18 protein-coding genes are annotated in these 17043 nt (G+C 47.2%); 9 read left to right on the plus strand and 9 right to left on the minus strand.

Features of this window, described 5'->3' with window-relative positions; all coding sequences use genetic code 11:
* The first annotated feature begins 27 nt into the window (after positions 1–27).
* Both BCT27_RS09905 and BCT27_RS09910 read left to right on the plus strand, forming a co-directional pair.
* On the plus strand, positions 28–1056 hold the full coding sequence (locus BCT27_RS09905) for an SDR family oxidoreductase (protein WP_102319311.1): 1029 nt from the start codon (positions 28–30) through the stop codon (positions 1054–1056).
* A gap of 408 nt (positions 1057–1464) precedes the next feature.
* Positions 1465–2169, plus strand: a complete 705-nt coding sequence (locus BCT27_RS09910; protein ID WP_102391679.1) for a calcium-binding protein — start codon at positions 1465–1467, stop codon at positions 2167–2169.
* Positions 2170–2262: 93 nt separating this feature from the next.
* On the opposite strand, the gene BCT27_RS09915 is transcribed toward BCT27_RS09910, so the two are convergent.
* Positions 2263–2865: a flavin reductase family protein gene (locus BCT27_RS09915; protein WP_102395693.1), complete on the minus strand. Its 603-nt coding sequence runs from the start codon at positions 2863–2865 to the stop codon at positions 2263–2265.
* A 522-nt stretch (positions 2866–3387) separates the two neighbouring features.
* The gene (locus BCT27_RS09930) at positions 3388–3729 is read right to left on the minus strand and encodes a DUF5713 family protein (protein WP_102395694.1); all 342 of its coding nucleotides are present in this window, start codon (positions 3727–3729) and stop codon (positions 3388–3390) included.
* Positions 3730–4491: 762 nt separating this feature from the next.
* Here BCT27_RS09930 and BCT27_RS25965 point away from each other — a divergent pair.
* The 6 genes from BCT27_RS25965 (at position 4492) to BCT27_RS09960 (ending at position 9397) form a co-directional block, all read left to right on the plus strand.
* Positions 4492–4620, plus strand: coding sequence for a hypothetical protein (locus BCT27_RS25965; RefSeq protein WP_017015440.1), 129 nt, complete (start codon positions 4492–4494; stop codon positions 4618–4620).
* A 96-nt stretch (positions 4621–4716) separates the two neighbouring features.
* Complete coding sequence (locus BCT27_RS09940) at positions 4717–5487, plus strand: hypothetical protein (protein ID WP_102395696.1); 771 nt, start codon at positions 4717–4719, stop codon at positions 5485–5487.
* Positions 5477–6829 carry a JmjC domain-containing protein gene (locus BCT27_RS09945; protein ID WP_102395697.1) on the plus strand — a complete coding sequence of 451 codons (1353 nt, stop codon included), beginning with the start codon at positions 5477–5479 and terminating at the stop codon, positions 6827–6829. The genes BCT27_RS09940 and BCT27_RS09945 overlap by 11 nt, the downstream gene beginning before the upstream one ends.
* An 8-nt stretch (positions 6830–6837) precedes the next feature.
* Complete coding sequence (locus BCT27_RS09950) at positions 6838–7518, plus strand: LysE family translocator (protein WP_102395698.1); 681 nt, start codon at positions 6838–6840, stop codon at positions 7516–7518.
* 28 nt (positions 7519–7546) lie between these two features.
* Entirely contained in the window at positions 7547–8809 is a 1263-nt protein-coding gene (locus tag BCT27_RS09955) for an MFS transporter (protein ID WP_102395699.1), read from the plus strand.
* Between the two features lie 255 nt (positions 8810–9064).
* Positions 9065–9397 carry a hypothetical protein gene (locus BCT27_RS09960; RefSeq protein WP_241905204.1) on the plus strand — a complete coding sequence of 111 codons (333 nt, stop codon included), beginning with the start codon at positions 9065–9067 and terminating at the stop codon, positions 9395–9397.
* A gap of 109 nt (positions 9398–9506) precedes the next feature.
* On the opposite strand, the gene BCT27_RS09965 is transcribed toward BCT27_RS09960, so the two are convergent.
* Both BCT27_RS09965 and BCT27_RS09970 read right to left on the minus strand, forming a co-directional pair.
* Positions 9507–9890, minus strand: a complete 384-nt coding sequence (locus BCT27_RS09965) for a DUF5329 family protein (protein ID WP_102395700.1) — start codon at positions 9888–9890, stop codon at positions 9507–9509.
* Between the two features lie 124 nt (positions 9891–10014).
* Entirely contained in the window at positions 10015–11037 is a 1023-nt protein-coding gene (locus tag BCT27_RS09970; protein WP_102395701.1) for an MBL fold metallo-hydrolase, read from the minus strand.
* 248 nt (positions 11038–11285) lie between these two features.
* Between BCT27_RS09970 and BCT27_RS09975 the strand changes: the two genes are divergently transcribed.
* Positions 11286–11897, plus strand: coding sequence for a TetR/AcrR family transcriptional regulator (locus tag BCT27_RS09975; protein WP_102395702.1), 612 nt, complete (start codon positions 11286–11288; stop codon positions 11895–11897).
* A gap of 118 nt (positions 11898–12015) precedes the next feature.
* On the opposite strand, the gene cuyB is transcribed toward BCT27_RS09975, so the two are convergent.
* The 5 genes from cuyB to BCT27_RS10000 form a co-directional block, all read right to left on the minus strand.
* Positions 12016–12729 carry a cysteate racemase gene (gene cuyB, locus BCT27_RS09980; RefSeq protein ID WP_102395703.1) on the minus strand — a complete coding sequence of 238 codons (714 nt, stop codon included), beginning with the start codon at positions 12727–12729 and terminating at the stop codon, positions 12016–12018.
* Between the two features lie 46 nt (positions 12730–12775).
* Entirely contained in the window at positions 12776–14056 is a 1281-nt protein-coding gene (locus BCT27_RS09985; RefSeq protein WP_017009925.1) for a TRAP transporter large permease, read from the minus strand.
* A 108-nt stretch (positions 14057–14164) separates the two neighbouring features.
* Entirely contained in the window at positions 14165–14671 is a 507-nt protein-coding gene (locus BCT27_RS09990; protein ID WP_102391671.1) for a TRAP transporter small permease, read from the minus strand.
* Positions 14672–14739: 68 nt separating this feature from the next.
* On the minus strand, positions 14740–15723 hold the full coding sequence (locus BCT27_RS09995; RefSeq protein WP_102395704.1) for a TRAP transporter substrate-binding protein: 984 nt from the start codon (positions 15721–15723) through the stop codon (positions 14740–14742).
* Between the two features lie 106 nt (positions 15724–15829).
* Entirely contained in the window at positions 15830–17014 is a 1185-nt protein-coding gene (locus BCT27_RS10000) for a DegT/DnrJ/EryC1/StrS family aminotransferase (protein ID WP_241908552.1), read from the minus strand.
* Positions 17015–17043 lie beyond the last annotated feature (29 nt).

The raw sequence follows: 17043 nt of genomic DNA on the forward strand, positions 1-17043 counted from the left end.
AATAAACAATCAATGAGGAAGCGTAACATGTCGCACAACACAAGAGAGAGAGTTTTAGTCACGGGGATATCAGGTTTTATCGGATTGCATTGCGCCAAAGAACTGTTAAATCAGGGGTTTGAGGTACGTGGTTCAATTCGTGACATGAAGAAAGCTGACGAAGTGCTGATTACACTTGCAGCAGCCTCCGTTGATACTCGACACCTTACGTTTGTGCAACTCGACCTCACAGCAGACCAAGGTTGGAACGAAGCGGCTGAAGGGTGTGATTACATCATGCACATCGCGTCACCATTCACGATCGCGAACCCGAAAACAGAAGAAGAAATGATCACACCCGCCGTTGAAGGCTCGCTGCGTGCGCTTCGTGCGGGTGAAAACGCTGGCGTAAAACGCGTCGTATTAACAAGCTCCATCGTGGCAATGATGGGCAGCATGAAAACGGGCACATTCGGCCCAAGTGACTGGACGGATTCCAGCTCAAGTGCCATCAGCACCTACACAAAAAGTAAAACGCTCGCAGAGCGTGCAGCTTGGGACTTCATGAAAAAATTGCCAAAATCTAACGCAATGGAGTTCGTTACCGTAAACCCTGGCGGCGTCTTCGGGCCGCCTTTAGGCATGAACATCACAGGTCAAACAATGACCATTGTTGATCAAATGCTGAACGGCAAACTTCCTCTTGTACCAAACATCGCCTTTCCGATGGTGGATGTCCGTGATCTCGCAGTGCTCCATGTTCAAGCCATGATCACCCCTAAGGCAAACGGCAAGCGCATTCTAGCGGCAGGCTCAGCACCAAGTAGTTTTGCGGAAATGGCGCAAATATTAAAAGACGAAGGCTACAAGGGGCCAAGCACGCGTATCGCGCCAGATTTCTTCCTTCGGTTTATGTCATTGTTCGATCGAGAAGCAAAAGGCATGCTGGGGATGCTAGGCATGAATTTAAGTGCGGATAATGCAGCAACACGTTCGCTGTTTGATTGGACGCCTCGCTCAGTAAAACAATCCATCCAAGATACCGCCAAAGCCGTATCGTTAATTCAAAGCCAATAAACACCCTATTCTCTTCGATGTTAGTTCACTCATAAGGCGTGGCGCTTGCGAACAAGCAGGTGCTATCGTCTTATCATGTACACTTGTTTAGACACGTTCGCATCAGCCATATCCATACAACAAAGCGTCCTTTGAGTATCTCGATCCAACGCTGCTAAATCGCCCCCGCCCCCTAGATTAACGTATTTTGCCTGTCTACATTAAAGCCACATGACCACTATTTCAGACATGGTTAATTTTTGACAACAATTTTACCGCACATTTGAGAAGACATAATAAACATACTGTTATTAGGTCTATTAGTGTCAGCATACCAATTGTATTGTCCATTTTTTCTGTCATATTTTCTCTGCCTTTGGAGCTGTAGGGTGCGAAAAACATCAATTCTGTGAACTAAAGGAAAATCAAATGACGATAAAACATGGAACATCTTGCGACGACACCATCATCAGTGATTGCAACGTAGATTGGCTGTATGGAAAAGGTGGTGATGACTATATTGTTGCATATGGCAATGAATGCCTCATTGATGGTGGTTCTGGTAACGATAAGATTATCGGAAGCAATGATGGTGATCTGATCAAAGGTGGTAACGGTTGTGACTACATAGACGGTGGTTGTGGCGACGACAAACTTTATGGCGGCAATGATAATGACATCATCAAAGGCGGCCAAGGTAACGACCACCTCTATGGCGGCTGGGGCAATGACAAGCTTTACGGCGGTAACGGCCATGACAAACTTTACGGCGAATGCGGCGATGATATTTTAGTTGGCGGTAGTGGTAAGGATAAGCTCGACGGTGGATGGGGCAACGACATATTGCATGGTGGTCAAGGCAATGATGTACTCACCGGTGGCCTAGGCAAAGATGTTTTCTTCTTCGATAAGAATGATGGCTGCGACGTCATCACTGACTTCAATGGTTGGTGCGGCGATAAGATCCAAATTGACGACTCCCTTGCGACTTCTATGAGCCAAATTTCGGTCAGCCAATCATGGGGATGTGTCACGCTAGATTTCTGCGATGGTACCTCTATTCAGCTTCAAAACCAGTGGGGCAAATTTAACACGTGTGACATCGATTTCGTTACAGGCTGTGAGCTGGTTTAATCACACAGTACGAAGACCATAAGCGAAGGTCTTCATCCGAAAAGGGAGCACTGCAGGGCTCCCTTTTTGTGCGCTTGAACCGTGCAAGTTCAGTCATGGACGAAGCAACTCAATTTTTTCAGAAGGTAAACTGAACCAATCACTTCCCAACTTACCAACCACATCAATATCCTGTTGATCAATGACGCCGTCTTTATACAAATCATCCCGCACATAAATTGATGTCACATCTAACAGAATGACTGTCCCCCCTGTTGGAAGATCACTGACAGAGATAATGTCACGCAGCGTACACTCATAACGCACGGGAGAGTCTTTCACAGAGAGCGGCGAAACGGTCGCACTTGGGCAGCTTTCAAGCTGAGCATGTGTAAATTCACTCTCCTGGCGATCGATACTCGCACTGGTTTGGTTCATTTTCTCAAGCAAGCCTTCATTGACGATGTTAACGACACATTCACCGGTTTCATTGAGATTTTTTAGCGTGTCTTTATCGATGCCATTTCTTTGCGTAATTTGCGTATAAAGCAAGACAGGCGGGTTGCAACTTGCCACCGTAAAGAAAGAATACGGCGCAATATTGTCAACATTGTCACGAGATCGCGTGCTGATCCAGGCGATAGGACGCGGGGTCACTCCGCCATTGAGCAGGCGATATTTAGCTTGGTTTTCTAATTCAGAAACATTAAAAATCATACATTTTCCGTCACGTTATCCTTAACGTTAACATCATATACCCAAGTAGCATGAAGATGCCGGATTCAGCGAGCTTTACTGACATTATGATCAAGGCGCCCCTTTGCCGATGTAGTGAGCTCCATCAAAAAGGGACAACACCGAGCATGGCGTCAGTAAACTCGCCCGAAGGGAGGCTCTCAGAGCGTCCACTCACCGCTTCTGCTGTGGGACTTCTCAGTCTGTTTTTACTGCACAGAAAAAGGATTCTTTTCATTTCATTCTAATCAGCAAAGGCACGGTTTTAATCAAGCTATGAAAACCACAATGAGAGCAAGCCACACCATAAGGCCGATTATACTTGTGACATTATCAGAGCCTTCAGATTCACCCATTACTTTTGGGTAGGCGCCAAGCGTAAGCATCTTGACGATCGGGTAACCAGTAAAGTAGAAGATGATTTGAAAAAGCAACTCTACCAATAGAAATACGATAAATCATCCGATGGTCGGTAAAACAAGCTCAAAGATTAGCTCGCCCACACTACCACTCCCTTGGCGCAATAACGTCTTCAATATCAACATCAAAAAAGCCGTATGATCTTATGATAAATTCAAAGCTCTCAGCCATGTCTTCTCTAGCGGCGGTTTCCAAATCGCTATCATTGTCTTCAAATTCTTCTTGAAGTGCATTAATCCTCTCGGTCGCGGCGTGCGTTAAGACCAACAAGTCACTTGAACTTTGCGGGTTATTGCTCTCTATGCGTTGGCACAACTCGATCAAAATCGCTTTGATCTTGTCGACTAAGAAATTGGGGAAATAGCTATCGCGATACATCTCAGGCAAGAACTGAAATGCCTTCAGTTTTTCATTTGATATAGACATAAAAAGACTTCCTTATCAGCTGTTTTTTCACCAAGTCATTCTCCATTAATTATGCCTTAACTCCTTGAATCCAAATGCGCTGACAATGAGACTGATTTTGTAAAACCCGCATATCTCCATGCTCTCATCCCAATTAAGTATCCCACGCACGGTATTTTTCAATTGCTGTGAAAATAGCAAAGGAATAAGTGTTCAAGAAACAGGCGCTCTGCCGGAAGCGTATCGACGTGAGTATTGATGTAACGGTAAAGCTCCAGCCACTTAGTACTGAGCATTGGTTTATCCACGCGTTAGGGTCAGCGTGAATGTCCATTATTAACAAAGTGGTCAAAAGGCAGAAAAACCCCTAAAAATGGTAAAAAACCGCCTTTTGAATGGAAAGATGATTTTGATCAACGGAATCGATTACGGTCAATACGCAGGGTTCGTAGATAGGCGTAACGAAATTGTTATCGAGTTTGTTAGCTAGTCTGTTAATAACAAAGGGAATGTTATGCGCTTTAAGCATATACAGAACAGAACCCTATAAAAGGCATCATCCTCTACAGGCCACGTTTTATAAGGGCTTTAGCGTCTATGAAACTTTCTATGCCACATTTTTATGCCTGATTTTGCAGACAAAAAGGTCTGAAGCAATATCACAATATTGATCTGTCCAAATTGTTATTGGCAACAAACTCAGCAAAGTTCTTTACCACTTGGTCAAGTAACGCGCATTAGCGCATTCCTCAAAGATCTATATCCATCAAAAAGGAAAGAACGATGAAGATAAATACTCAGGTCAATGTGAAACAACCAAGTGCGTTCACCATTCGTAACCACTCTTTCAACAAAGCCGCACCGAGTGCATTCACCATCAGAAACCACTCTTTTAGCAAAGAGAAAAAGTAAGTCTCTATTACTTAATTGACTGACTCAGGCAGCAGGGCCCGCTGCCTTTTTTCGTTGTTGATCCTGCCGACTGATTGACAAGAAAGGGAAACGATTATGGCTCGTTCATCTAACCTTGCATCTAACGTTCTCGGTGAACTCAAGCATGTTCAGGCGAGACAATACCCGCTCTACAACGCGATCCTAAAGCACGCATTTGATACCCATCAGCCTGTTTTCGCCAAATCAATTTTCGCAAAGCGTTACGCTGAGCTTTCGGATGACGGTGAATGGTTCGCTAACCAACTAGTCGCCAATTCTTGCCTTGAAGGGTATGGCGCGCAACAAATCTGGAACTTTTCCAACAAGCTCGATAATGACGAATATGCCCGCCGCGTTCGACAACATGCGCTGGATGAGTCGCGGCATTCCACCATGTTCATTTCAATGTTGAATTTGGTGTATCCCGGCCTCGATTTGGATCAGGACACCCTATCCAAAATTGATGACATGCAACCAAAATTCACGCCGAACCAGCACCCTGACATCGCCAAAGTCCCTGAAGAAGAACGATTCTTTGAATTAGAGTCCATCAACGAACTGGTGCAAGTGCATATAACAGAAATTCGGGCATTGGTGCTGCAATATATGGTACGAGATGCATTACTGAAACACGCCCCAGAAGAAAGCCACGCTAGACTAAAAAAGTTTTCTGATTCCCTCATCCAAGATGAAGCCAAACACATCAACTATTCCGCTGAGATTTTTGAAGATTACGCGTCGCGTGGAAACAATAAGGATTTCTTCTACCAGATGTTCGAAGACCGCCTTTGTGATTTCAATGAACTAACCAAAATCGAACTAGAAAGAGAAGACATTGAACTTTAAGTGCACCCATTCCAATATTCTTGGTATCCCGTCGGTGGATGAATTTTATCGTCAATATTTCGATAAGCATCCCTACGTGTTTAGCACCGCCAATCCTTTACTGATAAACACCTTGATTAACGGTTTCTCGCTGGACCACCTGATACAAACCTACCTGCACGAATGGGGAGACATTCGCATTGCCAAAAAGGACAATGCTGATCCCACCCTGTCGCAGCAACCACCGTCTGATGCCATGTTGGTCGATGCGTTCAAAGGTGGCTACACCCTGGTCTTGAATGATTTGCAACAGAAACTACCAGTGGTTGCCAATATCTGCCGATTGCTTAGCCAACAGTATTTATGCCCCACCAATTGCAATGCGTATTGGACGCCTGCGCGCGGAGAAGCGTTGGATATACACTACGACGATCAGGACGTGTACATCGTGCAGCTCGAAGGCAGCAAACATTGGATGGTCGAATCGCGTAGCGCCTATCGACCCTATGAAGGGGAAACCTATCGTCCGAATACGCTTCTCACAGAATGCGACCGATTAACCGATTGCATTTTAGAGCCGGGAAATGTGCTCTACATTCCGCGCGGGACAGGTCACAAGGCGGTCGCATTGGATGACAATTCGCTGCACTTTACCTTCTCCACGCTCAACCTTCGTAACCGTGATTTGTTCGTGACATTTTCTGAAACACTCCACCCCTATACCGAACAATTACGACAAGCCGTAAACTGCCATGACGCCCAATTTGGTGAACATATCTCAAAGGTGATGGCAAACTCACTGGAAAACATTGCCCAAGCGTTTCGCGATGACCCCAGCCTTGCAAGCTCCCTGTTTGAACAACATGTCATCCCTTTCATTCAAGAGCAGCCACCTGCACCAATTAGCCTCGAACAGTCACTGCGAAACACGCCTGAGGAAGTGTCTTACACAACGCGCCTCGAAATCGGCAGAAATCAGTTCTTGATGCTTGATCCAGACAACCTGCGTATTTTCTTCGCCAGTGGCAGCATTGATATCGACCCTGAACACCAGTGGGTACTGACATTACTCAATCGAATGGATTCTTTTTCGCTGGCAGAGCTAGAAGAAGAAGTAGAAGCGGATGGATACATTTTCGATGTAGAAGCCATTCACGCATTGATGGACCATCAACTTGTCATCATCAAAAAGGAAAAGGACATGATTCATGAATGCTCAGTATGTGGTTATCAATACGACGATTCGGATCATGCCCTTCCTTTCACTGATTTACCTGATGATTGGGTTTGCCCTGAATGCATGGTTGATAAAAGCAATTTCGCCGTGGCAAAGGAAAAAGTGTCACATCGTAAGCAAGGATAAACACATACATGGATTGGTCTAACAGTTTACTTTTCGCCATGGTCGTTGGCTTGATGGTGGTTTCCCCTGGCCCAAACGGCTTGCTGATCATCAAAAACGTGCCGAGCTTTGGGCGCATTTCTGGCTATTACAATGTTGCAGGCATCGCCACCGCCTTTTATGTGCACGGCACGCTCACCGTGTTTGGCTTGTCCCTGCTTATTATGCAGTCGCCCCTTTTGTACGGCTGGATAAAGGTTGCAGGCGGAAGCTACCTGATTTTTCTTGGCGTGAAATGCTTGAAAAAGCTGTTCGAGAAACAGACAGCGCGCGAAGAAATTAGCGAAACCGATTCAATTCAACGGTCAGAACATACTCCTCTTTCTCTACCTTCCTTCTCACTTAAACAAAAAGCGACTTGGTATATCGAAGGCCTAGTCACCAATGCTTTTAACCCGAAAGTCTCCCTGTTTTATATTGCTGCGTTTCCGCAATTTATTGATGCAAGCAACGTGTCATTCTTCGCAGCATATTCGCTGGTGACCATTCACGCGGTGATCGCGATTTGCTGGTTCTCTTTCCTGACGGTGATGGTGTCCGTGTCATTGGCGAAATTCAATCAAAACCGCCGACTTATGAACATGGTGAATGCCATTTCAGGCACCTTGTTAGGCGGCTTGGGGCTCAATGTCTTGTTGTCATCGCGCTGAGATGGCATTCGACCTCTCATGAGCCGACATGAATAAAAACGACGCCGGTTTTCTTCGCCACTTCCAACCCTATCTGGCGCTTGATCGTGCCATTTGGATGATCGCCTTTGCGCGATTCATCATTGCGGGCGGTACCTTTGTGTTGCCCGTTTATGCGCTGATTTTGACCCAGAAACTCTCGCTTTCGCCCGCTGACGCGGGAATGATGGTTTTCATCGTCTCCATAGGGGGGATGCTTGGCAGTGTGTTAGGTGGCTATCTCGCGGATACATTTAACCGTCTTGCACTGATGGCAATCAGCGAGGCCTTTTCTGCGGTCTGCGTGATTATTGCTGGGCTGTTCGCGCACGATGTTCTGTCTATCATCTTTATCGCGCTCTCCAGCTTAGCGCTGGGCATTATGCGACCCGCTATGCGCGCTGCCTTATTGTCGCTGTGTTCAACAACCAGCGAATCTAAACGCTACGCCCTTTCTTTGTCTTATCTCGCGTTCAATGTGGGTCACGCCGTTGGCCCGTTGATCGCCGGTTTTCTTTTACTCGATTTCTACCAATGGCTCTATTGGGGCGATGCAGCCACCACGCTCATTGCCGCCTATTTGCTCGCATCGCTCATCAAAAAAAACACCGGAAGAAAGCCCAAGGCTGACAACAAAACATCCCAAGAGGCGATTGAACGCTCCACTGAACATGACGCGCAAGATAACGTCAGCAAGCCAGATAAAACACAAATCGCGTTGTTCTTGGCAGTCAATATCTGCGTCAGTTTTTGCTATGCCCAAATCACGTTTACGCTGCCATTACAGATGGCGGAAAGCTTTGCAGATGATGGCGCACGATATTACGGCCTCATACTCATGATCAACGCATTCGCCGTGCTCGGCTTAACGACAGTACTCACCTCGCTCACGGCCAAAACACACCCCATTAAAAACCTCATGCTTGCTATATGCGGCTACGGTGCTGGGTATGTGATGATTGGGTTTATGCCGACCTTATTGGTAATGGGTTTCGCGATATTGATCATCACTGCAAGTGAAATCCTCGAAGTAACGAATGGCGATGCTTACCTTTGCGAATTGGTGCCAGACTCTCACCTAGGTCGGTATGTGTCATTCTCTGTTATCGCAAACAATGCAGGCATTGCGCTGTGCCCGTTGTTAATGGGATTTGCCATTGAAAGCATTGGATTATCATGGGCATGGAGCTTGGTCGGCATCGTTACTGTATTTACGTTACTCGCCCTTGGTTTCATGCTAAAACGTGCGGAAAAGATACCCTTACAGTTGTGACTATTTATTGAGGCATTCGTCTTATATCGAAGCAACTTATTGCCCGATAAGGCAATTTTTCGCCAGTATTTAAGCAACTATTCACCTGCCAAAATGCCAACTGAGTAAATACTCCCTATTGTTCAATGTGTTAGTAATTTTCCTATTTGGTGCAGTTATTGCTCATTGAGCAATGTGCTATTTCTTCGGTAAAAGATCGTCAGCCTTTGAAAAAGCAAAAAGGGAAAATAACTAAACACAATGGATTATAAAAATATGAACATGTTTTTGCGCGTACTTTTAGGATTGGGCGGCGTACTCACGGTACTCTCTGGCATACTGTTTATTGGCGGAGGGGAATTATTCAACAGCGTTTTTGCATCCGAAGGCATTAATGCAGGGGGCGCACTCTTCTCAGCGTTTGGTGTCGCAGGCTTAGTCATTGGAGGATTGGGTTGTTGGGGAGCATTTGGTGATAAGAAGCTGCCAGCGGGCATTTTCTGCGCCATCACCTTATTGTTCTGGCCAATTGGCACGCTTTACGCTGTTGTCTGTATTACGCTCATGTTTGTCGGAAACAAAGGCGCCGCTGATACTGTTAAATCCTAGTTCGTGACGCTTTGGGAACATGGAAGCTAACCATCAACATGCACATGCTTTTATGTTCCCGCCGCTCGCGCTTACCAACTGCCCATAAGTTGTCTTTTAGGTCGTTGGATCAATCCTGTTCTACGGGTGTTTTCTCAGCAAGTTTCTCCGTTAGCCAAACCTGACTCGTGACCACTTCCCCACCGCATTGCACTTTGTACGCCTTACCCGTAAACCAACTTTTTGAAGCGACCTCATCAATGAACATCGCCGTCGATGTTATGTCGTCTTTGGCATAGTCCCACTTATTGAGAAGGTGTTCAGCAGCCTCAAGATTGGTATACGTTTTACCATTTCGTACAAAGGTACAATCAGCCTTTTCCATGTGGCTGATAAGGTAAATAACATCGTTTTCAATACGCTCAGTTGTTGTCGCGGCAAACGCGCCTTGCATTGCGCCCGCGACGACAAAAGAAAGTAACAAGATTCGCTTAAACCCTTTTGCGGCATTCATTCTCATTACTCCCCCTCATACGCTGTCTCATCAATACACTGTGTCATTGATATACGGTCTCATCAATACACAGCTGCGCTGCCCAATGACTCTGCCAACGCCCAGTTACTCTGCCAACGCCCAGTTACTCTTCCAACGCATTGTTCCACCAGTTAACAACCGGCATGGCTTCACCCACTTCTAGACGCTGACCAATTTCAGGGCTCACCAAAGTCACACCTCTTTCGGTGGCGATGCGCAGTGATTTCTCCAACGGCTCGTCCCAATCGTGCATAGATAAATCAAACGTACTGTTGTGAATGGGCATCATCACTTTGCCTTTAAGGTCAATGTGAGCCTGTACGCTTTGTTCAGGGAACATGTGGATGTGCGACCACAAGGTATTGTAAGCGCCAGTTTCAATCATGGTCAGATCAAACGGACCGAAGCGCTCACCAATCTCCTTAAAGCCTTTAAAGTAGCCAGAGTCACCACTGAAATAGACGTTGTTCTCAGAGGATTTAATCACCCAACTCCCCCACAACGTCGAGTCACGATCGGTCAAACCGCGACCAGAAAAATGCTGCGTCGGCGTTAATGTGTAAGCAATGCCATTCACTGTTTTTGATTCCCACCAATCTAGCTCAGTGATTTTTTCCGCAGACACACCCCAATCACGCATAACCTGCCCCACTTTCAGTGGCACCAAGAACATACCGACTTTGCTGGCCAAGGTTTTCACAGAATGCTTATCGAGGTGATCGTAATGGTCATGACTGATCACCACCACATCAATATCAGGCAGTGCTTCTAGCGTGATCGGTGTGTCGTGAAAACGCTTCGGCCCTAAAAACTGCACGGGGGATGCACGTTCGCTGAACACGGGGTCTGCCATCACAAGCTTTCCATCCAGTTTCATGATCACACTGGAGTGGCCCAAACGGTAAACCACATCACTTTCTTCATTCAACAATTGCTCTGCCGTAATGCTGTGTACGGGCAATGCAAACGTCGGTGTTGGGTTTTTACGCTCTGCCGTGAAATATGCTTTGATGATTTCAAACACGTTATCCGGCGCCTTGAGGGCTGGATCGCTATTTACAAACTTATCGGGATAGCGCTGGGTTTCTTGTTCTGGTGCTGAACATGACGTTAATGAACTGCTCATTGTGATCGCTCCTACTACGGTTAACAAACGGGCGCTAAAAAGTGATTTCTTAACCATTTGGCGTTTTAAAATTGGATTCTGCATACCGTCCACGCTGTTTCGATGAGTGAGAGAACGTCGTCATTACAAAAACAAGAAATGATGAAATAAATTGTAAACTACTCGGTGTAGTTTACAATTATAGAATGAAAAGTAAACCGGTTAGTGTAAAATAGATTCGATTAATCTAGGTGTTGGCGACTAACGTGATGATAGAAAAGAAAAAGACACGCAGTGAATTAAAACGCGAAGCGATCCTTCGTGCGGCAAGACAAGCCTTTCATGAATATGGTGTGCAGAACACCAGCATGGATAAGCTCGCGGCACTGGCAAATGTGTCCAAACGTACCGTATATAATCACTTCGCATCGAAAGAAGCGCTAGTGATGGAGCTGTTATCAGTGCTTTGGAAAAGCACCATCACCGCCGATGCACTAGAAGAGCTTGCCCAGCAACCACTCGAAGAACAGCTCACCACCCTGCTCTATCAAGAGATCCTTGTCTTCTCGAAACCCGAATATCTCGATATGGCAAAAGTCGCTATCGGTCACTTCTTGTTTCAACCCGATGCCCTGCAAGAACAAATGAAAAACATGTCGAAAGAAGACACGGCATTGCACGCTTGGTTAGTTGCTCAACAAGAAAAAAGCACGCTAACGATGGATAACATCGAACAAGCGCGCTCTCAACTTCATAATCTGATTAAAGGCAGTGCTTTTTGGCCGCAGCTTATCGGTGCATGTCAGCCTATCAGCGAAGAAGAAGGGCTGAAGCTAGCCCGTAATACGGCGACCTTCTTTCTGAGTCATTACAGAAAATGATGGACGAGGCTTAACTCGCCTCTGCCCTTTATCTCCTTTAACCTTTACCCCCTTTAGCCTTTATCCCCCTTTAATTTTTACCCGCTTTAGCCTTTCGTTCCTTTGACCTCTCTGAGCATTAGCCTTTCACCTTTTCCACCACATGCTCTGCCAGTATTTGAGCCGCATCAAACACAGGCAGTGGTGTTTCTAGGTGGTTCGACACCACAGACAGTTCCGTGCAGGCGATCAAGATGCAATCCGCACCTTGTTCACGGAGGGATTCGGCGGCGATATTCAATACACGGCACATGGAGCTCGTCCCCGCATTAGCTTTGACCGCGCGAATTAACGACATTACGCCATCTTGCCAAACAGGTTCTGGGAACAACACCTCTAGCCCTTGCTCATGACAGGCTGGCACATACAAGTCCGTGATCTTTACCGCCGTGGAAGCTAACAAGCCGACACGGGTGGCGTGGGGCAATGTTTGTTTCACGTGCGCAGCGGCGATGTCTAAGAGATTCACCACAGGCACATCTACTGCGTTAACCACATCATCAAGATATTTGTGGGCGGTATTGCAGGGAATGATCAGAAAATCAGCGCCAGAGGCTTCAAGCCCCCGCGCCATTTGCGCCATGTATGGGCCTGGAGATTCACCTGTTTTCTCGATCAAGGCTTTGATCCTCGATGGCACTTTGGGATCGTTATCCACCAGCAATCGAATATGGTCGGCATCATCTGTCGCTGGGGTAGCGTTGATGATGCGTTGCATCAGATCGACGGTGGCATCAGGCCCCATACCACCGAGAATACCAACAGTTTGTTCAGTTTCTTTCACTGTTTCCATTCCTCTCTATGCCGTTAGATTGCACTGTTTACCGCCTCAACTCGCGCTAATACCCCATCAAGCTGGGCAGCCACAGCACGGTGTCGGGGAAATAACTCATTAAGAAGACCACCAAAACCTCAATAAGCACAAACGGCAGTGCTTTTACCGATATCTCCTCAATGGTGACCTTGGCAATACTGGAACTGATAAACATGTTCTCGCCGAGCGGCGGTGTCGAAAAGCCAATTTCGCAGCAACACACCAAGACCACGCCAAAGTGAATAGGATCAACCCCCAATTGCACCATCACAGGCAACAGCACTGGTGTGACGATCATGATGGTCGCCAAGGTTTCCATGAACATGCCGATCAGAATCAGGAACAAAATCACCACCAGCCAAATCAGCGCCAAGCTGTCTGTCAGCGCCAACAATGAACTGGCGATAGCCGCAGGCGTATCGTTCTCGACCAGAATGCGTCCAAACGCCGTAGCAGCAAACATGATGATCAACACGCGGCCTGTCAGCCATGTGGTCGAACTCAATGATTCCTTTAAACCGTCCAAAGTAAGCTCACGGTGAATGAATTTACCAACGAACAAGGTGTAGAAAACGGACACGACGGCAGCTTCAGTGGGCGTGAACAAACCGGAGTAAATACCGCCAAGAATCACCAACGGCGCGAGGATCGACCAAATGCCATCCTTGCAGGCTTTGCCCAGTTCACCGGGTTGGGTTTCTGATGCGCCGACATAACCGTTTTTCTTGCTGATCATGTAGTTTGCAATCATCAAACCACCTGCCAACATCACGCCGGGGATCACCCCTGCAATGAACAGCTTCCCAATAGACTCACTGGCCGTGACGCCGTAAATCACCATAGGAATACTCGGCGGAATCACCACCCCTAACCCGCCCGATGAGGCGGTCAGCGCTGCGGCGTAGCCTTTGTTGTAACCTTTATCCGCTAACGCAGGGATCATCAACATACCCACCGCGGCGGTGGTTGCAGGGCCGGAGCCGGAAATCGCGCCGAAGAACATACTCGCCAAGATGGCAGAAAAGCCTAACCCCCCCGCCATTGGCCCAGCCAACAATTCCGCAATATGCACGAGTCGACGGGAAATGCCCGAGGCTTGCATGAGCGCGCCGGACAAAATGAACGCAGGCAATGCCATGATGGGGAAAGAATCAACCGCATTCCATGCGGTTTGTACCAGTGAAACGTAATCTTCACCAGAGAGGAGATACACCAGCATGGCAGAGCCACCCAGTGCGATAACAATGGGCGCGCCAATCAGCAAAAGCCCAAAGAAAGAACTAAAAAGTACAACAGAAGCTGCCATGAATGGCTCCTTTCATATTGATGGCAACACGAGCATGTTTAGTGGAAGAATCAATACGCGACATCTCCCCACAAAAGCCCGATTGCGGCGCTCAATGAGTGAGCCTGTTTAATCTACTTTCACGTCATCCACGTCGTGGAACTCCACACCCATGACCAACTTCATGTAGTTCACCTGAATGATCCGAATGGACGTCAAGGTGAAGGAAATGGGGAAAATGAAATACAGGAAGGCCATTGACCATTCGAGTGCGGGTGAAAGGAAGGTAAATTCCATCAAACTTTCAATCACTTCGATGCTTTTAATCGTCATGAGGGTGTTGAAGATGATCCACAGAACATCAGCGAACAGTTCCACACCAACGCGAACACGGTGCGGTAGCCATTTCAGATGGAATGTCACGCGGTTGTGAGCGGAAAGCCTTGCTGCATAAGATGCGCCAAGGAACACGAACCACACAAAGGCGAATCGGGACAGTTCTTCACTCCAAGGGATGCCGTAGTTGAACACCACACGCAATATCACTTGAAAGAACAAAAGCGTAACGAACAAACACAGTAAGGCTTGGCACGCATAGCTTTCGAACTTATCCAACTTCTTGAAAAATGAGAGCATAAGCCAGTCCTATTCAGGGGCGTTACCGCCCCTGTTGTTTCTGAATTATCGCTAGTTCAAATGCTCAATCACTGCATTTTCTCTAGCACATTGTCGAAGCTGGCTTTGCCGCCAATGTCGTCATAGAACTCAGGCCAAACTTGCTCTTTTGCCGCTTTAATCCATTTGTCTTCATCTTCCAACGTGAACACTTCAACGCCGTTAGCAATCATGTTTTGCTTCGCGTTTTCTGCTTCTGTCATCTGGAATACAAGGGCGTATTGCTGCGCTTCAAGACCGGCTTTCAGGAGGATTTCTTGTTGCTCAGGTTTCAGTTTCCCAAACGTACGTGCACCCATCACTAAAGGTTGAAGAGAGTACTGGTGATGCACTTCGGTGAGGTAGGGTTGCACTTCGTAGAACTTCATGGTGTTGTTCACGATGTAAGGGTTGTCTTGGCCATCAACCACTTTCTGTTGCAGTGCAGTGAAGGTTTCCGTCCATGCCATGGCAATCGGGTTTGCGCCAAACACTTCCCACGATTTCAGCATGATGCTGTTTTGAGGTACGCGAATTTTTAGGCCTTTTACGTCTTCCATGTTTTTAACAGGACGCTTGGAATTCGTGAGGTGACGGAAGTTAGAGTAAGTCCACCCCAGAATATCGACACCCGCCTCTTTCTTTGCCAATTCCGCCCAATATGCGCCAAGTTCACCCGTGGTGATCTTCACGGCATCGGATGAATTGGTGATCAGGTATGGCATGGTTAACGCGCCGAGTTCTTTCGAAAACGGCGTTAAGTTACCAATGCCAATCAGCGCCATGTCGAGCGAGCCGAGGCGCGCGTTTTGCACCATTTCCGTTTCACTGCCCAACGCACCGTTTGGATAGAGTTTTACTTTAATATCACCACCTGAATAAAACTCTACCAACTCTTTAAAGCGCGTGGCATACGCACCTTGGTCTGAGTTGATAGGGTCACCCATACCGACTTTCATGGTTTTGGCGCTGACAAGCACTGGAAGAGCAAGACAGGAAATAGCGAGATATTTGGTCCATTTTTTAAGCGTCATATCCTTTACCTCTTTTCGTGAAAAACATCCGTGAATGAATGGCATCCCTGCACATCGCGGCGCTGCACCGCGTGTGTCATTGATTAGTGTGTTGCCTTGGTTCGATTTACTGTGTTTGTTTCAGAACATCGGAAATGATTTGGGCGATAACTTCCGCATCGCTTTCTTCAAATGTCAGTGGAATGCGCATATCGATTAAGGTTGAAAGCACCTTCTCGGTCTGCGGCAAGGGTGTAGGTGGTGCTAAATATTGCCAGTGGTTAAATTTGCTGCTGTAGCCCGACGGTTCTGGCGCTCCGACCCATTTCAACGCGACGCCACGTCTTTGGCAGCCTCTGACAAAGGCGGGGAAATGTTCCGCGGGCAAATCAGGAAATGAAAATTGAATGGAGCTCCCTACGAAAGCTTCGTCATCAGAACGCTTCGTCAATACCACGCCTGGGAGCCATGAGAGGGCTTCTTCCATCGCCGCATACAAAGAGTTCCAGCGCTTACATTGTCTGTCTAATCGTGCCAGTTGCGGGCGTAAGATCGCAGCACGCAGGTTATCCATTCGGCCGCTATAGTTCGGTGTTGAACACGCCACTTCATCAAACCATTCTTTTGGCGGCAACGTGGGATGTTGATCAAACAGCATGTATGAGCCTGAGTAGATAATGGCTTTCGCCATCACACCGTCGTCATTCGTGACGAGAAAACCGCCCTCGCCCGAGTTGATATGCTTATACGTCTGCGCGCTAAAGCACGCCACCTTGCCAAACGTACCGCTCGCTTTTCCGCGCCACTTTGCGCCCATGGTATGCGCGCAATCTTCGATTAATGTGACGCCGTAACTATCACAAATATCCACAATGGCATTCATATCAGCCACGTGCCCACGCATATGTGAAAGCAGTAAGTACCGCACCTCGGGTTGAGACGCTTTGCGTGCTAAATCATTCAGATCAATTGTTAAGTCCGCCGTGGTTTCCACCAATACAGGTTCACCACCCGCATTGGTGATTGCACCAGGCACAGGTGCCAAGGTGAAGGCATTACACAACACCTTCTCACCCGCTTTCACGCCCACACATAACAGGGCGATGTAAATGGCATACCCGCCAGATGCGCAGCTCAGGCAATACTTCACGTCTAAATAGTCCGCGAATTGCTTTTCGAGCAAATCCGTTTCGCTTAACTCGCCATCCAGCGTGTTATATCGATGAAGACGGCCTGTACGCATCACTTCTACTGCGCTTGCAATCGCCCCTTCGGGGATCGGCATTTGCTGCGTAAAGGATTTCTTAAACATCAACATTCACCTGCCTCCAGCGATGACCA

It is taken from the genome of Enterovibrio norvegicus (genome assembly GCF_002876705.1).
GTDB lineage: Bacteria > Pseudomonadota > Gammaproteobacteria > Enterobacterales > Vibrionaceae > Enterovibrio > Enterovibrio norvegicus_B.

What these genes read in the sequence shown, in the direction of transcription:
- BCT27_RS09930 (WP_102395694.1), bottom strand. Translation starts at nt 3,729, where the DNA reads ATGTCTATATCAAATGAAAAACTGAAGGCATTTCAGTTCTTGCCTGAG.
- BCT27_RS09995 (WP_102395704.1), bottom strand. Translation starts at nt 15,723, where the DNA reads ATGACGCTTAAAAAATGGACCAAATATCTCGCTATTTCCTGTCTTGCT.
- BCT27_RS09960 (WP_241905204.1), top strand. Translation starts at nt 9,065, where the DNA reads ATGAACATGTTTTTGCGCGTACTTTTAGGATTGGGCGGCGTACTCACG.
- BCT27_RS09940 (WP_102395696.1), top strand. Translation starts at nt 4,717, where the DNA reads ATGGCTCGTTCATCTAACCTTGCATCTAACGTTCTCGGTGAACTCAAG.
- BCT27_RS09915 (WP_102395693.1), bottom strand. Translation starts at nt 2,865, where the DNA reads ATGATTTTTAATGTTTCTGAATTAGAAAACCAAGCTAAATATCGCCTG.
- BCT27_RS09990 (WP_102391671.1), bottom strand. Translation starts at nt 14,671, where the DNA reads ATGCTCTCATTTTTCAAGAAGTTGGATAAGTTCGAAAGCTATGCGTGC.
- cuyB (WP_102395703.1), bottom strand. Translation starts at nt 12,729, where the DNA reads ATGGAAACAGTGAAAGAAACTGAACAAACTGTTGGTATTCTCGGTGGT.
- BCT27_RS09905 (WP_102319311.1), top strand. Translation starts at nt 28, where the DNA reads ATGTCGCACAACACAAGAGAGAGAGTTTTAGTCACGGGGATATCAGGT.
- BCT27_RS09975 (WP_102395702.1), top strand. Translation starts at nt 11,286, where the DNA reads ATGATAGAAAAGAAAAAGACACGCAGTGAATTAAAACGCGAAGCGATC.
- BCT27_RS09970 (WP_102395701.1), bottom strand. Translation starts at nt 11,037, where the DNA reads ATGAGCAGTTCATTAACGTCATGTTCAGCACCAGAACAAGAAACCCAG.
- BCT27_RS09910 (WP_102391679.1), top strand. Translation starts at nt 1,465, where the DNA reads ATGACGATAAAACATGGAACATCTTGCGACGACACCATCATCAGTGAT.
- BCT27_RS25965 (WP_017015440.1), top strand. Translation starts at nt 4,492, where the DNA reads ATGAAGATAAATACTCAGGTCAATGTGAAACAACCAAGTGCGTTCACC.
- BCT27_RS09985 (WP_017009925.1), bottom strand. Translation starts at nt 14,056, where the DNA reads ATGGCAGCTTCTGTTGTACTTTTTAGTTCTTTCTTTGGGCTTTTGCTG.
- BCT27_RS09955 (WP_102395699.1), top strand. Translation starts at nt 7,547, where the DNA reads ATGAATAAAAACGACGCCGGTTTTCTTCGCCACTTCCAACCCTATCTG.
- BCT27_RS09950 (WP_102395698.1), top strand. Translation starts at nt 6,838, where the DNA reads ATGGATTGGTCTAACAGTTTACTTTTCGCCATGGTCGTTGGCTTGATG.
- BCT27_RS10000 (WP_241908552.1), bottom strand. Translation starts at nt 17,014, where the DNA reads ATGTTTAAGAAATCCTTTACGCAGCAAATGCCGATCCCCGAAGGGGCG.
- BCT27_RS09965 (WP_102395700.1), bottom strand. Translation starts at nt 9,890, where the DNA reads ATGAATGCCGCAAAAGGGTTTAAGCGAATCTTGTTACTTTCTTTTGTC.